This window comes from Trichocoleus sp. FACHB-6 (assembly GCF_014695815.1).
Lineage (GTDB): Bacteria > Cyanobacteriota > Cyanobacteriia > Cyanobacteriales > FACHB-T130 > Funiculus > Funiculus sociatus.
Map to the genome: position 1 here is coordinate 41123 of NZ_JACJOY010000042.1, position 16028 is coordinate 57150.

Annotated in this window: 14 protein-coding genes; 4 read left to right on the forward strand and 10 right to left on the reverse strand. The window is 46.3% G+C overall.

Annotated elements, in window-relative coordinates; all coding sequences use genetic code 11:
* Positions 1-78: 78 nt before the first annotated feature.
* Both H6F66_RS08250 and H6F66_RS08255 read right to left on the reverse strand, forming a co-directional pair.
* Positions 79-1059 carry an ATP-binding cassette domain-containing protein gene (locus tag H6F66_RS08250; protein ID WP_190420097.1) on the reverse strand — a complete coding sequence of 327 codons (981 nt, stop codon included), beginning with the start codon at positions 1057-1059 and terminating at the stop codon, positions 79-81.
* Positions 1060-1611: 552 nt separating this feature from the next.
* Positions 1612-2910, reverse strand: a complete 1299-nt coding sequence (locus H6F66_RS08255; protein WP_190420099.1) for a Glu/Leu/Phe/Val dehydrogenase — start codon at positions 2908-2910, stop codon at positions 1612-1614.
* Positions 2911-3444: 534 nt separating this feature from the next.
* Between H6F66_RS08255 and H6F66_RS08260 the strand changes: the two genes are divergently transcribed.
* Positions 3445-4023 (forward strand): DUF4126 domain-containing protein, encoded by a 579-nt coding sequence (locus tag H6F66_RS08260; RefSeq protein ID WP_190420101.1) that lies wholly within the window; start codon positions 3445-3447, stop codon positions 4021-4023.
* 59 nt (positions 4024-4082) lie between these two features.
* Here H6F66_RS08260 and hemH read toward each other — a convergent pair whose 3' ends face one another.
* Positions 4083-5246, reverse strand: a complete 1164-nt coding sequence (gene hemH, locus H6F66_RS08265) for a ferrochelatase (protein WP_190420153.1) — start codon at positions 5244-5246, stop codon at positions 4083-4085.
* A gap of 111 nt (positions 5247-5357) precedes the next feature.
* Here hemH and H6F66_RS08270 point away from each other — a divergent pair, with 111 nt between their 5' ends.
* Both H6F66_RS08270 and H6F66_RS08275 read left to right on the forward strand, forming a co-directional pair.
* Entirely contained in the window at positions 5358-5981 is a 624-nt protein-coding gene (locus H6F66_RS08270; protein ID WP_190420103.1) for a class I SAM-dependent methyltransferase, read from the forward strand.
* A gap of 177 nt (positions 5982-6158) precedes the next feature.
* Entirely contained in the window at positions 6159-7010 is an 852-nt protein-coding gene (locus tag H6F66_RS08275; RefSeq protein ID WP_190420105.1) for a hypothetical protein, read from the forward strand.
* A 113-nt stretch (positions 7011-7123) separates the two neighbouring features.
* On the opposite strand, the gene H6F66_RS08280 is transcribed toward H6F66_RS08275, so the two are convergent.
* The 4 genes from H6F66_RS08280 to H6F66_RS08295 form a co-directional block, all read right to left on the reverse strand.
* Positions 7124-7327: a hypothetical protein gene (locus H6F66_RS08280; RefSeq protein ID WP_190420107.1), complete on the reverse strand. Its 204-nt coding sequence runs from the start codon at positions 7325-7327 to the stop codon at positions 7124-7126.
* 3 nt (positions 7328-7330) lie between these two features.
* Entirely contained in the window at positions 7331-8266 is a 936-nt protein-coding gene (locus H6F66_RS08285) for an SPFH domain-containing protein (RefSeq protein ID WP_190420109.1), read from the reverse strand.
* 116 nt (positions 8267-8382) lie between these two features.
* Positions 8383-8784, reverse strand: coding sequence for a biopolymer transporter ExbD (locus H6F66_RS08290; protein ID WP_190420111.1), 402 nt, complete (start codon positions 8782-8784; stop codon positions 8383-8385).
* The gene (locus tag H6F66_RS08295) at positions 8768-9418 is read right to left on the reverse strand and encodes a MotA/TolQ/ExbB proton channel family protein (RefSeq protein ID WP_190420113.1); all 651 of its coding nucleotides are present in this window, start codon (positions 9416-9418) and stop codon (positions 8768-8770) included. The genes H6F66_RS08290 and H6F66_RS08295 overlap by 17 nt, the downstream gene beginning before the upstream one ends.
* A 309-nt stretch (positions 9419-9727) precedes the next feature.
* Between H6F66_RS08295 and H6F66_RS08300 the strand changes: the two genes are divergently transcribed.
* Positions 9728-11467: a TonB family protein gene (locus H6F66_RS08300; protein ID WP_190420115.1), complete on the forward strand. Its 1740-nt coding sequence runs from the start codon at positions 9728-9730 to the stop codon at positions 11465-11467.
* A 378-nt stretch (positions 11468-11845) separates the two neighbouring features.
* Here the strand turns inward: H6F66_RS08300 and H6F66_RS08305 are convergent, their stop codons facing one another.
* The 3 genes from H6F66_RS08305 to gatB all read right to left on the reverse strand — a co-directional run bounded on the left by H6F66_RS08305 (position 11846) and on the right by gatB (position 15953).
* On the reverse strand, positions 11846-12190 hold the full coding sequence (locus tag H6F66_RS08305; RefSeq protein WP_190420117.1) for a hypothetical protein: 345 nt from the start codon (positions 12188-12190) through the stop codon (positions 11846-11848).
* 470 nt (positions 12191-12660) lie between these two features.
* Complete coding sequence (gene argJ, locus H6F66_RS08310; protein WP_190420155.1) at positions 12661-13902, reverse strand: bifunctional ornithine acetyltransferase/N-acetylglutamate synthase; 1242 nt, start codon at positions 13900-13902, stop codon at positions 12661-12663.
* 566 nt (positions 13903-14468) lie between these two features.
* Positions 14469-15953: an Asp-tRNA(Asn)/Glu-tRNA(Gln) amidotransferase subunit GatB gene (gene gatB / locus H6F66_RS08315; protein ID WP_190420119.1), complete on the reverse strand. Its 1485-nt coding sequence runs from the start codon at positions 15951-15953 to the stop codon at positions 14469-14471.
* Between the last annotated feature and the right edge of the window lie 75 nt (positions 15954-16028).

The following is a 16028-nucleotide window of genomic DNA, read 5'->3' on the forward strand; positions in this document are numbered from 1 at the left end:
CCCACGCAGGCGGGCTTTGTTTGTTTAGCCGCGACTAAGCGAAGAGAGCGCAGGCTCCCCCAACAGTCGTCGGGTATTTTATACAACCTCTCCCGCCCGAAACAGTTGACCAATAACTTCTTCGATAGGCGGTTCAGTCACCGTCAAATCCAGCACCTCCAATTCTGCCAACATCTTTGCCACCGTGCGAGTCAGCAACTCCCGACGCACCAAGAAACGCACAGATTGACCATCCAAAGCTTTGATTTCGCCATAAGGCAATTCAGATTCAGGTAGAGGATGCGCCAATTCCACCTTAACCTCGCGACAGGGTGCAAAACGTTCCAGCAGTCCATCCAAACTACCATCGTAAATCAGCTGTCCTTGGTGAATTAACAGCACCCGCTGGCAAAGTGCCGTAATGTCTGCCATGTAATGGCTGGTTAAAAGTACAGTAGCCTGATATCGCTGATTGTACTCGCGTAAAAATTCCCGCACCCCCACCTGTGCATTCACATCCAATCCCAGCGTCGGCTCATCTAAAAACAGTACCTTGGGTTGGTGCAAAAGTGCTGCCATTAACTCAGCCTTCATCCGTTCCCCCAAGGAAAGTTTCCGCACAGGTTGAGTCAGCTTCCCTTCTAGCGAAAGCATCTCGGTCAGTTCTCCCAAGATACGCCGAAACTGTTTATCGGGGATGTCATAAACAGCAGCATTTATTCTCAATGAGTCCATCGCTGGCAAGTCCCAAAGTAGCTGCTGCTTTTGCCCCATAACCAAGGTTATTTGTTGTAAAAAAGGCGCTTGACGGCGAAAGGGAACGTGTCCAGCTACTCTCACAACACCCGCCGAGGGATGAATCAACCCGGTGAGCATTTTCAGTGTAGTAGTCTTTCCCGCACCATTGGCACCCAAAAACCCCACCACTTCCCCTGTTTCAATGTGGAAGGAAACATCTTGCACAGCTTTAACTTGGCGGTAAGTGCGGCGCACAAAGTGCTGTAACGTTCCCTTGAGTCCAGGTTCTTTGACAGCTACGGGATAGACTTTGCTCAGGTTTTCAACCGAGACTATGGGCATTGCAATTACTTAGGCTCTATGGGTCTACCTTAATGATTGCAGAGACAGTTAGTTGTGGCTATCCAACTATGGCAAGACTTCTATTATTCAGGGTTCCAGTAATTTGTAGGTTGCGATTACCGTTTGGAAACCCAAAAACTTGCTCTCCTTTACGGGATATTAAGTTTCGTTCCAAGGGCGATTCCCTACGTTCTGCTGATGTTACTTTTCTCGCCAACAAGCAGGTGAGATAATTGTTGCCTCATCATCTAAATAAAAATTAAAAGTCGATTCCCCTGATTTTTCGCACCGCAATGGCTCAAGTAGCTTAGTAAAAGGATTCCACAATAAAAAAGGAAATCATTCCCTGGCGATTTGCAAATACGGGATGCTCCCGATTTAGGGGGATCTTTAACCTGTAACGTTAGAGAAAACACTTTTCAAACATCCTCTAAGTAGAGTAAGGCTGGCTTTTGGGGAGTTGCTGTGGTTATTAGATGAATTATATCAATGAAATAGGGCAGGGAATTTCCCTGCCCTATTTCTGAAGGTTCTGTTTAACTCAACTACTTGCTACCCGTAAACTCGACCGTTAATGTAGTAGTCTCGCGTACCTTTGGCGTTGATGGCTTCTCCCAATCTGTTTAAGGCATGGACATAAGCGGCTGTTCGCATTGAAATGGCTAATGTTTGAGAAATTGCCCAAATTTGCTCAGTTTCTTTGACAATTTTCTCTTTTAATTGTTGATTTACTGCCTCTAGTGTCCAATAGAGTCCGCTGCGATTTTGCACCCATTCAAAGTAGCTGACTGTGACACCGCCTGCATTGACTAAAATATCGGGAAAAACATGGATTCCCCGTTGTTCGAGAATTTTATCCGCTACTGAGTTAATTGGACCGTTAGCAACTTCAAAGATATATTTGGCTTTGATGTCCTGCACGTTTGCTTCAGTAATTTGATTTTCCAAAGCTGCGGGAATTAGAATGTCAACATCTAACGCTAAAAGTTCCTCATTGGTGATTACTTCATGTTCGTGGATGTTGCAAACTGTGCCTTTGCAGTAGATGGCTTTGATTCCTTGGCTAGATCTTTTGTATTGTCTGATGCTGGGAATATCTAGTCCTTGTTTGGTATAGATGCCACCTTGAGAATCACTCACTGCAACGATTTTATAACCTGCTTTGGAGAGTAATTCGGCTATTTCTGCGCCAGCATTGCCAAATCCTTGAACGGCTACTGTTGTTTCTTGGGGGGGGCGATTAAGTTTGCTCATAATGCTTTCTATTACAAAAAAAGCACCTGTGGCGGTGGCGGCATCTCTACCCAAACTACCGCCCATTGATAGGGGTTTTCCGGTGACAACGGCGGGGGTAATTTGACGGCGGATGATATTGTATTGATCCATCATCCAACCCATAATCATTGGGTTGGTGTAAACGTCGGGTGCGGGAATGTCTATGTCAGGGCCAATAAAATCTGCGATCGCATCCACATAACCTCGACTTAACCTTTCTAATTCCATTTTCGAGAGTTCTTTGGGATTTAGCGTTATTCCCCCTTTTGCACCGCCAAAAGGTAGATTTAGCACTGCACATTTAAAGGTCATCCAAAACGCTAATGATTGCACTTCATCCATTGATACATTGGGATGATAACGCACGCCTCCTTTGGTTGGCCCTCTGGTATCGTCGTACCGAACCCGATAACCTTGAAAAATTCTCAAAGTGCCATTGTCCATCCGGACGGGAATTGAAACGGCTAAACTTGCTTTAGGATATTTTAGGTGTTCCGTTGCATCGTCGGAAAGAGAAACATATTTCAAGGCTTGTTCCAATCTTTGACTAGCATCAGCAAATAATGAATCTGACATCCCACTATTTCTCCTCTTGTACGATTGGGTTGGTATGCAGATGCAAATTTAACTTTCTTCCTAAGTAGATTCACGGAAGTAGAAATGAATTGCTTTGGCTATGGTCGTTAATAAATAGGTGAAAAACATACAAAAATCCTTCCAACCCGTTTCTTCTTTTGGCAAGTACGCGGGTTTCTCAGGTTTAGGGATATTTGGGGAATATTTTGACGACCTACTTATTAAGCGATGCTGCGTTAGCAGCCGCTTTGCTACGCTTCACACGTATCGCAATCAATTCCTTGTCTTGGGATTTTACATCTCCTATCACTCATTAAAACACGAGATTCGCTGTAGCATAAGTAACAAATTAACAAAAAGCTACAAAAATCGGAATGGGGGAGAAAGCCCCCTTATGCGATCGCAATCCATACAATATCTTGGAGATTAGTGGCTGTTCTTAGTGCAGGAGTGTGACACTAGAAGCATAGAGACTCCCTAAAAGGGAGTCCTAAAGTCAAGCAATAAGTTTCCCTTCCTCGGCTGAAGTGTCTTATGATTGAAATCCTCGCCGCGCTCTCTGCTTCGTCGGCGGCAGGGATGAGAATAGCTCTGCCCCTGCTAGTCATTGGCATATTGCCGAACACCAGTCTCTGGGCTAGCGTACCAATTTTGTCACGCTTTCCTCCCCCTGTGGTAATCGGAGTGCTTACCAGCTGGTCGTTATTTGAGCTTTTTGCCTCTAAAAAGCTTCTGGGACAGCGCGTATTGCAAGTTATGCAGCTAGTCTTTAGCCCAATTGTCGGAGCAATTCTGGGCATCGCCGTTGCTCAAATTACTGGCACTTCAACATGGTTACTCTGGATAGTTGCTGTGGTCGGTGGCTTATTAGCTTTCGTACTCCAGCTAGTTCAGGTTGGTTGGTTCTATCGTTTGCGTGGTTTACCCCTGTGGGCTGTCTTTATCGAAGATGCTTTGTGCATTTTCCTAGTCATCTTCGCCTTTGACGCGCCTGAGCAGGGAGGATTAATTGCTTTAATTTTGTTATGGCTAGCCCTTCGCAGTTCTAAGGACTGGTATCGCTGGTATCGAGGACGAAAACCTTCTAGAAAGGGCTATCAGGAACCAGACTAAAAAGTAAGGAGTAAACAGTTTTGAATTAATAACTGCTCACTCCTTACTCTCAAATTCCTCTACAGCAGTCCCACAAAGTGCAGAGGGCCGTGACCGCTAATTAACTCTAATATCAAGGCAAGAAAGCCAAGCATTGCCAGCCGCCCATTCCAGACTTCTGCGGTTGTGGTCATGCCCCACTCCCAACTTTCTTGTGGGTACATTTTGACTTTTTTCTTGAGTTGTGTAACCTGAGACAGCTTTAAACTGGGGGCATTCAGGGCATCAACGACTAGATCTGCCAAGGCTTCAATGAATACTGGATGCGTATTTAAAGCTGGTACGCGGTTAAAGTTGTGGATACCAGCTTCTTCTGCTATTTCTCGATATTCGATGTCAATTTCTTCTAAAGTTTCGATATGCTCAGAGACAAAGCTAACTGGCACTACGAGCAAATTTTCGATTCCTGAGGCTCCCAATTCTTTGATAGCATCTTCGGTGTAGGGCTTGAGCCATTCCACCGGGCCTACACGACTCTGATAAGCTAAGGTGTGAGGATTTGGTCGATTGAGAGTCTGCATAATCAGCGCTGTGCAATCCTCGATTTCTTTTTGATAAGGATCTCCAGCTTCTTCGACGTAGCTTACGGGGACACCGTGGGCGCTAAAGAAGATATGAACTTGGTCGGGATTCGGTAAAGAGTCGAGTTCTTGGGCAATCAGCTGAGCCATTGCCTGGAGGTATCCTGGTTGTTGATACCAAGATGGGATAACAGTGTATTCAATTTTGTTGAGTGCTGGGTCTTCTTGCCAGAGTCTTTCCAAAAGGCGGAAGCTGGAACCGCTGGTGCTGATAGAGAATTGGGGATAGAGGGGTAGGATTACCAGACGATCTATGGCATCGCGTTTGAGGCGAGCGATCGCTTCTTCTGTAAAAGGATGCCAGTAACGCATCCCTATGTAAATCCTAGCGTCTTCTCCTTTTGAGTTTAATTGTTCTTGTAGTGCTTGACCCTGCGCTTCTGTAATTCGTCGTAGAGGGGAACCGCCGCCAATTTGCCGATAGTTCTCTTGAGATTTTTTGGTTCGCAGCGTGGAAATCAGCCACGCTAAGGGTTTTTGTAAACCGCGAAAGGGTATGCGAATAATTTCTGGGTCAGAAAATAAATTAAACAAAAACGGCCCAACATCGTCTAATTCATCCGGCCCACCCAGATTTAGCAGCAAAACTCCTACACGACCCATAGCGGTTTCAGTTTCCCAATCTTTCATTTTCGTTACTGATTTTAACAATAATATGCTTTCAACGGTTTAGGTCTGCAACAAGGGATACACATCTTAATTCGAGGTGGAGCAATGGCTACTATTTTAAGAACGTGGAGTTATCAGTATCAGTGGTTGTATGATGCGATCGCGCGTCTTGCTGCTGTGAGTGTAGGTGGAGAGGCAAGATTTCGCCAACTGCCTTTGAAAGGTTTAACCATTGACTCAGAAACCAAAGTTCTAGACCTCTGTTGTGGCAGCGGTCAGGCAACTCAATTTTTAGTGCAATATTCCCAGGATGTCACAGGTTTGGATATCTCACCAGTCTCTCTCGCTAGAGCGCAACACAACGTCCCCCAAGCGAAATATGTAGAAGCTTTAGCTGAAGAAATGCCGTTTCCAGATCATCAGTTTGACATAGTACATACCAGTGTGGCAATGCACGAAATGGAACCCGAACAACTAAGGGCAATTTTCCGAGAAGTGTACCGAGTGCTGAAACCGGGCGGTATCTTCGCCTTAGTTGATTTTCATAGTCCCACGAATCCCCTATTTTTGCCTGGTTTGTCTATATTTCTATGGTTGTTTGAAACACAGACATCTTGGCAGCTCCTACAAACTGATTTACCTGGGTTGCTAGAGGCAGTTGGTTTTCAGGCATGCGAACCAGAATTGTATGCTGGTGGAAGTCTCCAGGTGATTCAGGCTCAAAAATGAAGGGATTGGAGAGTAGGGGACAAAGAGGACTTGACGTTTTCTCCTTTGCCTCCCAACTACAAATTACCAATCCCAGGTAAAAGTTTTTTGTGAAACTTGGTTAATTACGGGAAAATACTCTTGTGGTAGGCTTTAGCTTAAAGTTATGATCTACCACTAGGAAACGAGTAAATACTTATGAAAAATAAAATCATTTTACCATTCTTCCTAACAACTGTGTTAGTAGGTGGATATCTAGCAATTGATGCCTTTCAACAAAGTCAACCAACTCAAGCAGCTCAGTCGATATGGAAACAGTTTTCTTCAAGTAAAGGTAACTTTAAAGTATTGATGCCCGGTCAAACAAGCCAATTGAAGCGTATTGTAAACACTGAAGCGGGAAAAATTACTGTGTATGGGTTTCGATCTATCCGACCGAACGAAGCAGTGTATGGGGTTACTTACTCTGATGTACCTAGTAAAATTATAAAAACTCCTAAGGATGTCAATGATTTATTTAACGGAACCATTCAGGGTTTTGCACAGAGCGTTCAAGGTAGTGTGGTAAGTCAACGGAATATTAAGTTGGGTACTTATCCGGGAAGAGAAATAAAAGTTCAGATATTCGGAGGTGCTACTGCTAAAAGTCGAATGTATTTGGTCAAGCAACGGCTTTATCAGACATTAGCGGTAACAAAAAAGGAAGAAAGCTTATCTAAAAGTATTAATGGTTTTTTAAATTCATTCCAAGTAATTAATAAACCAGCAGCATCGCCAAAGAGCCGCCAAGTTAAAAAACCTACAGTTTCTCCCAAGGTTGTCCAAGAACAGCTTAACGCCAAGCTGAAACAAGCAGTTTGCAATCAAAATTGGTCGCAAGCCGTGGCAACAGTTAACCAAATGATAAATATGGCACCTAAGTCAGGAGGAGTGCGGGAGCAATTGGTAACATATCGGGGACGATTACAAAATATGGCTAGAAATAAAGAAGTTATCCCTGCGGGAACGCTTACTGGTTGCTCTCCTGTTGCTGGAAGTGGAGGTCAATAAAAAAGTTTTGCAAAGCCAGAGGCGAAACGTCTCCGGAGTGTTGAGTTATTTGGTGTTGCTCAAAATAAAAGTTATTTCAATTGGGTATAACCTATTAACTCAAATCTCAAAACTCAAGCATCCTCCGTCTCAGTTTTCTGTTCATCGACAACTTTTTGCTGCTTATCTTCTTTCCATCTTCCCTGCTTACGCGCTGCTTCCGTCAAAAGATATTCAATTTGGGCATTCACGCTCCTCAACTCGTCAGCAGACCATTTCTCAAGGATTTCGTAAAGTTTGTTGTCTAAACGCAGCAAAAACCGCTTTTTCTGGGTCATGTGTTAGGTGTAAAGGCTGCCAGTGTTAATTACAGGCTGGGCGTTCTGATCTGAGGTTAAAATTACCAACAGATTGTTTATCATAGCGGCTTTGCGTTCTTCGTCCAATTCAACAATTTGCTGTTGGCTTAGCCGCTTTAACGCTTCATCAACCATTCCCACTGCACTTTCAACAATTTGTCGCCGCGCATCAATAATCGCTTTGGCTTGTTGGCGACGCAGCATTACTTGGGCAATTTCGGGAGCATAGGCTAGATGGGAGAGTCTGGCTTCTAACACTTCGATTCCAGCAACTTCTAATCGACTTTGCAATTCTTTCTGGAGTGCGTTAGCGATTTCGTCAGGAATTCCTCGCAGGGAAGGAATAGACGATTCATCAGGCGCGTCATAAGGATAGCGAATTGCTAAGGCTCGAATCGCTGTCTCGCTTTGGATAGCGATAAATTCTTCGTAGTCATCAACATCAAATTGACACTTGGCTGAGTCTACTACTTGCCAAACTACTACAGCACCAATCTCAATGGGACTGCCTTGGGCATCATTGACTTTGAGTTGCTTGCTGTTAAAGTTGCGAACTCGTAAAGAAATCTTCCGTTTACTGGCAAAGGGGTTACTCCACCAAAACCCCGCTTCTCGAACAGTACCGACGTAACGCCCTAAAAAGACTAGCACTACTGCTTGGTTTGGCTCAACTGTAAAGAAGCCGGACACGGAGGGAATTACTACTGCTATTAGTGTTGCTCCTAAAGTTGCGCCGAGTTCTGCGGTTATATCGTCTCCGAAAAAATCTCCTACTCTAATGCTTCTGCCTAATACTTCTGCTAATCCCTGTATGCTATGCCACGCTTCCCATACGCCAAATATGGCTAAGGCTAGAAGGATGATAAGAACCGCGAAGCCGTTGACTTTAAACGCAGGAACTTCTCTAATCTGCTCCATATTCACTCCTAGGATTTTGCTTAGCTTGATATTCCGATGATATCACGCGAATATCAAAACGCCAGGATAGGTGCGTTAGGCGATCGCTAACACACCCTATGGTTGCGGTTTGTGGTTTATGGTCTTTGGGTAGCGATCGCTAGCTTGGCACCGGGAATTTGACGCAACTGATCCATAACGGCGACGACTTGACCGTGATCGACTGCTGCATCAGCATTCACAATTACTAGCGCTTCTTGATTTTGTGGAATTAGTTGTCGCACCTCACCTTGCAACGCCTCGATGGGAATTGAGTTGCGGTTGAGTGCAATTTGTCCTTGAGGGCTAATCGTTACGGTAATTTGAGTTGAAGGTTGAGCTTTAGCGGTTGTTGCTTGGGGTAAGTTTACTGGCAACCCTTGAGAACGGGTAAGAAACAGGGTTGACATGATGAAAAAAGTCAAGATTGCAAAGATCACATCGATCATCGGTACGATGTTGATCTGAGCTGGGATATCTGGTTCATCGGGTAGGCGCATAGTGAGATATTCCTTTTTCATATCGACGACGGTAGAGCAGTTCTAGCTGACCACCGTACTCTTGAATTAATGCTATTTGTCGCAGATAGAATCCCCGAAAGGCATTGGCAAACAAAAGTGTAAAAATAGCAACAACTAATCCGGCGGCGGTGGAAACCAACGCTTCACTGATCCCAGATGTGACGTTAGTAGTTTGAGTCCCCCCGACATCACCCAAGCGCAGGGAGGCAAAGGAATTAATCAAGCCTAAAACTGTTCCCAGCAAACCCAGCAGGGGGGAAAGGCTGATAATTGTGTCAAAGACGGTATTGAACCGCTTGAGTACAGGGATTTCTGCCTGAGATTCACTTTCTAGCGCTAATCTAAATTCTTCTGGGGTGGGTTCCTCCAGTTCCATTGCTGCCAAAAAGATTCGCGCAATGGGTAGATCGGCATTGGCTTTGAGCTTTTGCAAAGCTGCTGCTGTGTCGTTCTGATACAGAGATAGGACATCGCGCACCACACGGCGTTGCCGTTGATTGATGCGAAACCAGAAGGCAGCACGTTCTGCAACTAACGCGATCGCAGTCACAGAAAACGCCAGCAACGGCCACATTACCACGCCGCCCGCCGCAAAGATTTTATTAATTTCCATTACTTCTACTGTCTCTAAGGCAATAAAGGAAGCAGCGAAAGTCTATCAGCGTCCTCGACTGGCAAAACTGATATAAGTTCTCAAAAAAAAGTAAGGCTAATGACAATTAATGTCAAGCAATCGTAGCCTATAATTAGCAAAAAAAGTTTTATTAGCCAATATTAAATGGGCGGAAAGCCCCACGGAGCCTAACTTATAAGGCTTGTTAAGTAAAGCAGGCGAATTCCTATCTTTGGACTTTTCACTTGACATTTGCTACTTGGCATCTTACTTTACTCAATCAAGTGCTAATTGTTCGCAATAAAACGTATGGGGTTGTCCAGCATCGCTGTGGAGCAACGAGAAAGAGAAGACAAAACTAGGCAGTCTTTTCTCACTTACAGCCTGATCGGTTCGCTGGCGCTGCATATTGCGGTGCTGATTTTCGGCAGTTTGGCGGTGGAACCGCCTGGACTGGCAGATGAATCGATTGAAGTGATAGTTCTTAAACCGCCTAGCGCCGAGCTAGAAAAACCAAAAGAGCCGGCTCCAGCCAAAAGCGTGTCAGAAGCTGGAGGTGGTGGCGGCGGTGGTAGTGGCGGTGGTGGCAGTTCTGCGTCAGAAGCGATCGCGCTATCGCCGCCATCGGTTAGTTCTAAAAGATTCCGTAAGTCGGTTCAACCAGTAGCAACGCCGGAACCGATCCCGACACCTGTGGCTAGTGTACCGCCGTCACCAGTAGCAACGCCGGAACCGATCCCGACACCTGTGGCTAGTGTACCGCCGTCACCAGTAGCAACACCGGAACCGATCCCGACACCTGTCCCGATGCCGCCAGAGCCAGTCGAGACACCGGAAGTCAGCAAAACTCTGCCTCCGGTTCCTACCGTTCCTCGTCTAGCGACGGAACCAGTAGCAACCCCAGCACCAACCCCAACACCAACGCCAACGCCAACCCCAACCCCAACACCAGTTGGGGGTTTACCGCCAAAACCAGCTACTACGCCGCCGCCGAGGATTGCACAGCAGCCACCTTTGCCAGCTAGTACGCCATCATCTACAACCCCACCAAGGCAAGTGCCAACACCACCGCCTTCTAGTGGAGGATCGGTTTCGGATAGAGTTAGAGATTTTTTCCAAAGGCCAAGAAACTCCAGCAATAATCAAGAAATTGCCAAAAATGACGCTGGAGGAGCGAGTAATAGCAGTAGAGGAAGCGATCGCTCACCTACGGGCGGTTCCGGAAACGCAGCAGGTAGTAAACCTCCTTCAGGTAATGGCTCTGGTACTGGCGGCAAGCAACCAGGAAGTGGCTCTGGTTCGGGAAGCGGTTCTGGTTCGGGAAGCGGTTCTGGTTCGGGAAGTGGCTCTGGTACAGGGCGTGGTTCTGGTACAGGGCGTGGCTCTGGTTCAGGAAGTGGCTCTGGTTCAGGAAGTGGCTCTGGTTCAGGCACAGGTTCGCAGGTAGCGACTGCCCCAAGCCCACCCATACCAAAACCAAATCCTCAGTCTGGTTCAGGATGGAATCGTGTCAATTGTCGCAAATGTCCCGATCCCACCCTTCCCCGCAGGGCGAGAAGTTTGGAAGGCACCATAAAGGTTGTATTTGATGCCGATCGCGACGGAAATGTGAATAATGTCAGGGTTGACAGCTCTAGCGGTCACGATGTTATTGATCAAGCTGTTAAACAAGCAGTAAACAATTGGAAATTAGCGTCATCAGAAACTGGATGGAATGGCATCTCCCAAACATTTACCTTTGCTCAGCGAGGCTCCGATTTAGAGCGTCAAGCCCGCGAACGACGCCAACAGCAAGAACGCGAACGTCAAGCTCGCGATCGCGAACAGCAACTGAGGGAACTTGCCCAACAGCAAGAACGCGAACGTCAAGCCAGGGAAGCCCAACAGCAAGAACGAGAACGTCAAGCTAGGGAACAAAAAGAACGGGAACAGCGGCAAACGCCTACACCCTTGCCTACAATCGAACCTACGCCCCCGCCACCTGTAGAAGAATCTACACCGCCGCCACCTGTAGAAGAATCTACACCGCCGCCTGCACCTCCCGAATAGTTGCCACCTTCCAGGCTGGCATTGCTTCCTTAAGAGCGCAAAATTATCAACTTCATTCAGGCTTCTCAATTTAGAGGAAGTCTGGATAAGATTTTTACGTTTGACAAGGCAAAACAGTACAGTTTCCAGAAAAAATCTCTATCTATTGAAATACATTTTCCTTTAACTTTCTGCTGCTATCTTTAGCAGGGTCACTTTACGACAAAAGACTCTCAATTGTTTTGGCGTTACAAGATGTCTATCGCCACAAACTAGAGCTATTTGAACGTGCATAAAACCTGTAATAGCTCCTACGCACAAGAGCAGGAATTTCTATGGATACAATGAGCAAATTAACAAAATTCGCTGTAAGACTTTTGCCCAATTTCCAATTCTCAATTAACTGCGTTTTTTCTGAAGTTTGGCTACTTGCGCCTCTAGTTTGTTGATGCGCTGCTTGAGTTCAACTACCAAAGTAGCGAGTCGGTCAAACATTGGATCGGATGAAGGTGTTGTTCTAGTGATGGAAGGAACGGTCGGCGATCGCCTACTTGCTCCCGACTGTTGAAGAGCATCTACTTGAGCGTCTAGCTGGGTGATAAGCGATCGCATTTGATAGTTTTCTGCTTCCAGTCTAGAGAGGCGTGATTCCAGATAAGATGTCCCCTGCGCCAGCGTCAAAGGAGGCATAATGACAACTACCAAAATCAAACTGAGGCAAAACAACGCTATTTTCTTGACCATAACTTACGCTCCCAGCCCCGAAAGCTCCTATCAGCTGAGGTTAGCATCAGTTACATCAAATCAACTCCGTCTTGGGGAGAGCAAATTTTTCTGTTTTGCTGTATACCCAAGTCAAGGGGATGCCCAAGATAGCGATCGCATCCCAAACTACAATTTAATTGATTTGTTAATTCATTTCCTGCTAGCGAGGAGAAGGAAAAATTCTTTTTCAATAGCCCCCTATATTCTTCCCAAAGCAGACTTATAGGATTGAAATTTAGTGATATTCTTTGATTTCTCGGATTTAATCATCTCAACCTCTGCAACTGTCTCTTTCCCATCAGTTCTAGGGTGTGAGCATATGTCCATTGAAATAGACCCAAATTTTTACTCACTCTTCTAAAGAAGACTTTAGCTGTTAGCCTGGGGCTTAAACCCCAGGCGGTTAATACTACTGCTACAAAATGTGGATTCAACTACCTACTGAAACTTCAAGTTGTGTACTCGGCGTTAATCTTCACGTAGTCATAACTTAAGTCGCAACCCCAAGCTTTACCAGAACCAGAACCAGAACCAATACTGACAGAGATTAAAACCGTGTCTTCTTTGAGGTAAGCGCCTGCTGCTGCTGCTTTTAAATATGCACTCGCCGCCGCCCGATCGAAGGGTAAAGGTTGACCATTTTCCATTAATAACAAATCTCCAAGTTGAATGCGGAGATTTTCTTGATCGAATATTACGCCAGCACGTCCAGCAGCAGCGGCAATTCGTCCCCAGTTGGGATCGCGCCCAAAGATTGCTGACTTAACTAAGGATGAACCGACAATGGTTTTGGCAACTTGACGCGCATCTTTGTCATCGTGCGCCCCTGTGACTTGCACTTCAATTAAGCAGGTGGCACCTTCGCCGTCACGCGCGATCGCTTTCGCTAAATATTGACACACTTGGGTCAGCATTGCTTCCAACTTTTCGGCTTCTGCACCCATTTCCGTAATCGCTGGGGTGCGAGACTGACCATTCGCTAGAGCAATCAGGGTATCGTTGGTACTGGTATCGCCATCTACAGTAATTTGGTTGAAACTTTGATCGGCGGCGCGACTGAGCATTTTTTGCCACAAGGAAGGCGCAACCGCAGCATCGCAAGTTACAAAGGATAACATTGTCGCCATGTTCGGATGAATCATGCCTGAACCTTTGGAAATGCCGCCGATTCGCACTGGGCGATCGCCTATAGTTGTTTCCAGAGCAATAGATTTGGGTACTAAGTCAGTTGTACAGATGGCTTTTGCAGCTGCGTCGCCTCCATCTTCGGATGCTGCTGCGACTAGCTGAGGAATTGCTGCCTTCAGTGCATCCATTTTAATTCGTTGTCCAATCACGCCTGTGGATGCCAGCAAGACAGTATCCGAGGGAATATTCAGCACTTGCGCTAACATCTGGGCGCTTTCGATAGCATCGATCCAGCCTTGAGAGCCGGTGGCGGCGTTGGCTTGTCCGGCGTTGCAGAGAATAGCTCTGGCACCGTGCTTAGCTTGCAGAAGTTGGCGGCAATAGTCTACGGGAGCAGCGCGGACAACAGAGGTGGTGAAGACACCAGCTGCGATCGCTTCCACTTCTGAATAAATTAACGCCAAATCTGGTAAACCTGATGGTTTCAGTCCTGCTACTATCCCCGCCGCCCGATATCCTCTGGGAGCCGTCACACCGCCTGATATTTCTTGCCAGCCTGCCATCATTCTTTCCTCAAGCCTGGTTGAAAGCAGATTATACCAAGCTGTCACAGGTCATTGGTCATTAATTAATGACATCGCTTAACCTCTCCCCAATCCCGCTTCACCTCTGGCTCAACCTCTCCTATACGGACACGGAAAAGGAAGATTTTTACGGGATGGCTTTTAATTTTCCCCTTCCCGGAATAGGGTGGCACGGTTAGGGGATTAGGTCGGTCTGATCGCAGAAGTATTGACAACTCGGAACAAAAAAAAAAGGAGAGTCACTTGGGCGACTCTCCCGATCATCAGGGTGCATCTACTAAACAAAATATAGCAGTTAGGGGTGAGGGGTGTCACCCCCTATTTTGTTTTTTTGATAAATTTTTCTGATTTTTTGTGAAGCACAGACAATTGAAAGTTCTCTTAAATCAACAGCCAAAGGAATTGCAGCTATTTGTGACGGATTACAATTTCAATCGAGAGTAGCAACGTGAAAAAGGCGATCGCCTGTTGCATGTCCGTTACATGGCGCAATATTCCCATTACAATTAACCCCTCCCGTGGACGGGGAGGGGTTGGGATAGGGTTTAACTGTTCAACTTCTGTTGGATCAACTGGTTCGTCACTTTGGGATCTGCACGTCCACCAGTTTGCTTCATCACCTGTCCCACAAAGAAACCAAGTAGCTTGGTTTTACCACTGCGATACTGTTCTAGTTCTTTGGGGCTTGCTGCTATAACCGCATCGATGATTTTTTCAAGTTCGCCAGTGTCGGAGATTTGCACTAAACCTTTGCTTTCCACCAGTGCTTTCGCAGAACCGCCGTTAGTGAGTAGTTCTGGCAGAATTTCTTTGGCGATTTTGCCGCTGATAGTGCCATCTTCAATTAAGGAGATGAGTTCAGCTAGATTTTCGGGTTTCAGGGCAATTTCGGTGATGCTGAGTTTATTGTTGTTGATGTAGGCTGTGATGTCGCCCATCACCCAGTTAGCAGCTTGTTTGGGATTAGCTTTATGCTCAACAGCGGCTTCAAAATATTCTGCCACTGTGCGGTCTTCGGTGAGGACGCGGGTATCATAGGGAGATAAACCCAATTCGCTTTCATAGCGATCGCGTTTTTTGGCTGGCAGTTCCGGAAGTTGTGACTTCCACTGTTCCAGCTGTTCCGGGGAAACTTGGATAGGTGTCAAATCCGGTTCTGGGAAGTAGCGGTAATCGCTAGAGCCTTCCTTACTCCGCATACTAATAGTGCGTTGAGAGCCTTCTTCCCACAACCGCGTTTCTTGGGCAATTCTTTCGCCCGATTCGATGGCTTGAATTTGGCGGTCGATTTCGTACTCTATCGCCCGTTGAATGGCGTTAAACGAGTTCATGTTCTTGATTTCGACTTTGGTGCCAAATTTTTCCTGACCAACTGGACGCACGGAGATATTCACGTCGCAGCGCAGGGAACCTTCTTGCATATTACCGTCGCTCACGCCAAGATAACGCAGAATCCGACGCAGTTCTTGGGCGTATTCTGCGGCTTCAACTCCCGAACGCATATCGGGTTCTGAGACAATTTCTACTAGAGGAACGCCTGTGCGGTTGTAGTCTACCAGGGAGTAGGTGGAACCTGAGAGTCGTTCGCTACCCGCGTGAACCAATTTCCCCGCATCTTCTTCCATGTGCAGGCGGGTGATGCCGATTTTTTTGCGAATTGGTTTGCCTTCCGCATCAGTTAACTCTATCTCTAGATAACCGTGTTCGGCGATGGGCAAGTCGTACTGGGAAATTTGATAGTTTTTGGGTAGGTCGGGATAAAAATATTGCTTGCGGTCAAATTTGCTGTAGGGAGCGATGCAAGAGTTGAGAGCCAGTCCAGCTTTGACTGCGTACTCTAGCACCTTTTGATCCAGCACTGGCAATACCCCAGGCATTCCCATACATACCGGACAGACATTCTGATTGGGTGTTGCACCAAATTCGGTGGAGCAATTGCAGAATATCTTGGTTTGGGTACTCAGTTGACAATGGGTTTCCAGACCGATGATGGCTTCGTATTGAGTTTTTACCGGAGCAGCAGTCGTCATAGTAGCTCTTTAAGCGATCGCAACTTTTGCAACTATATTTGCTCTATTTTAGCTTTCTCTTGACCTTTGCTGCCC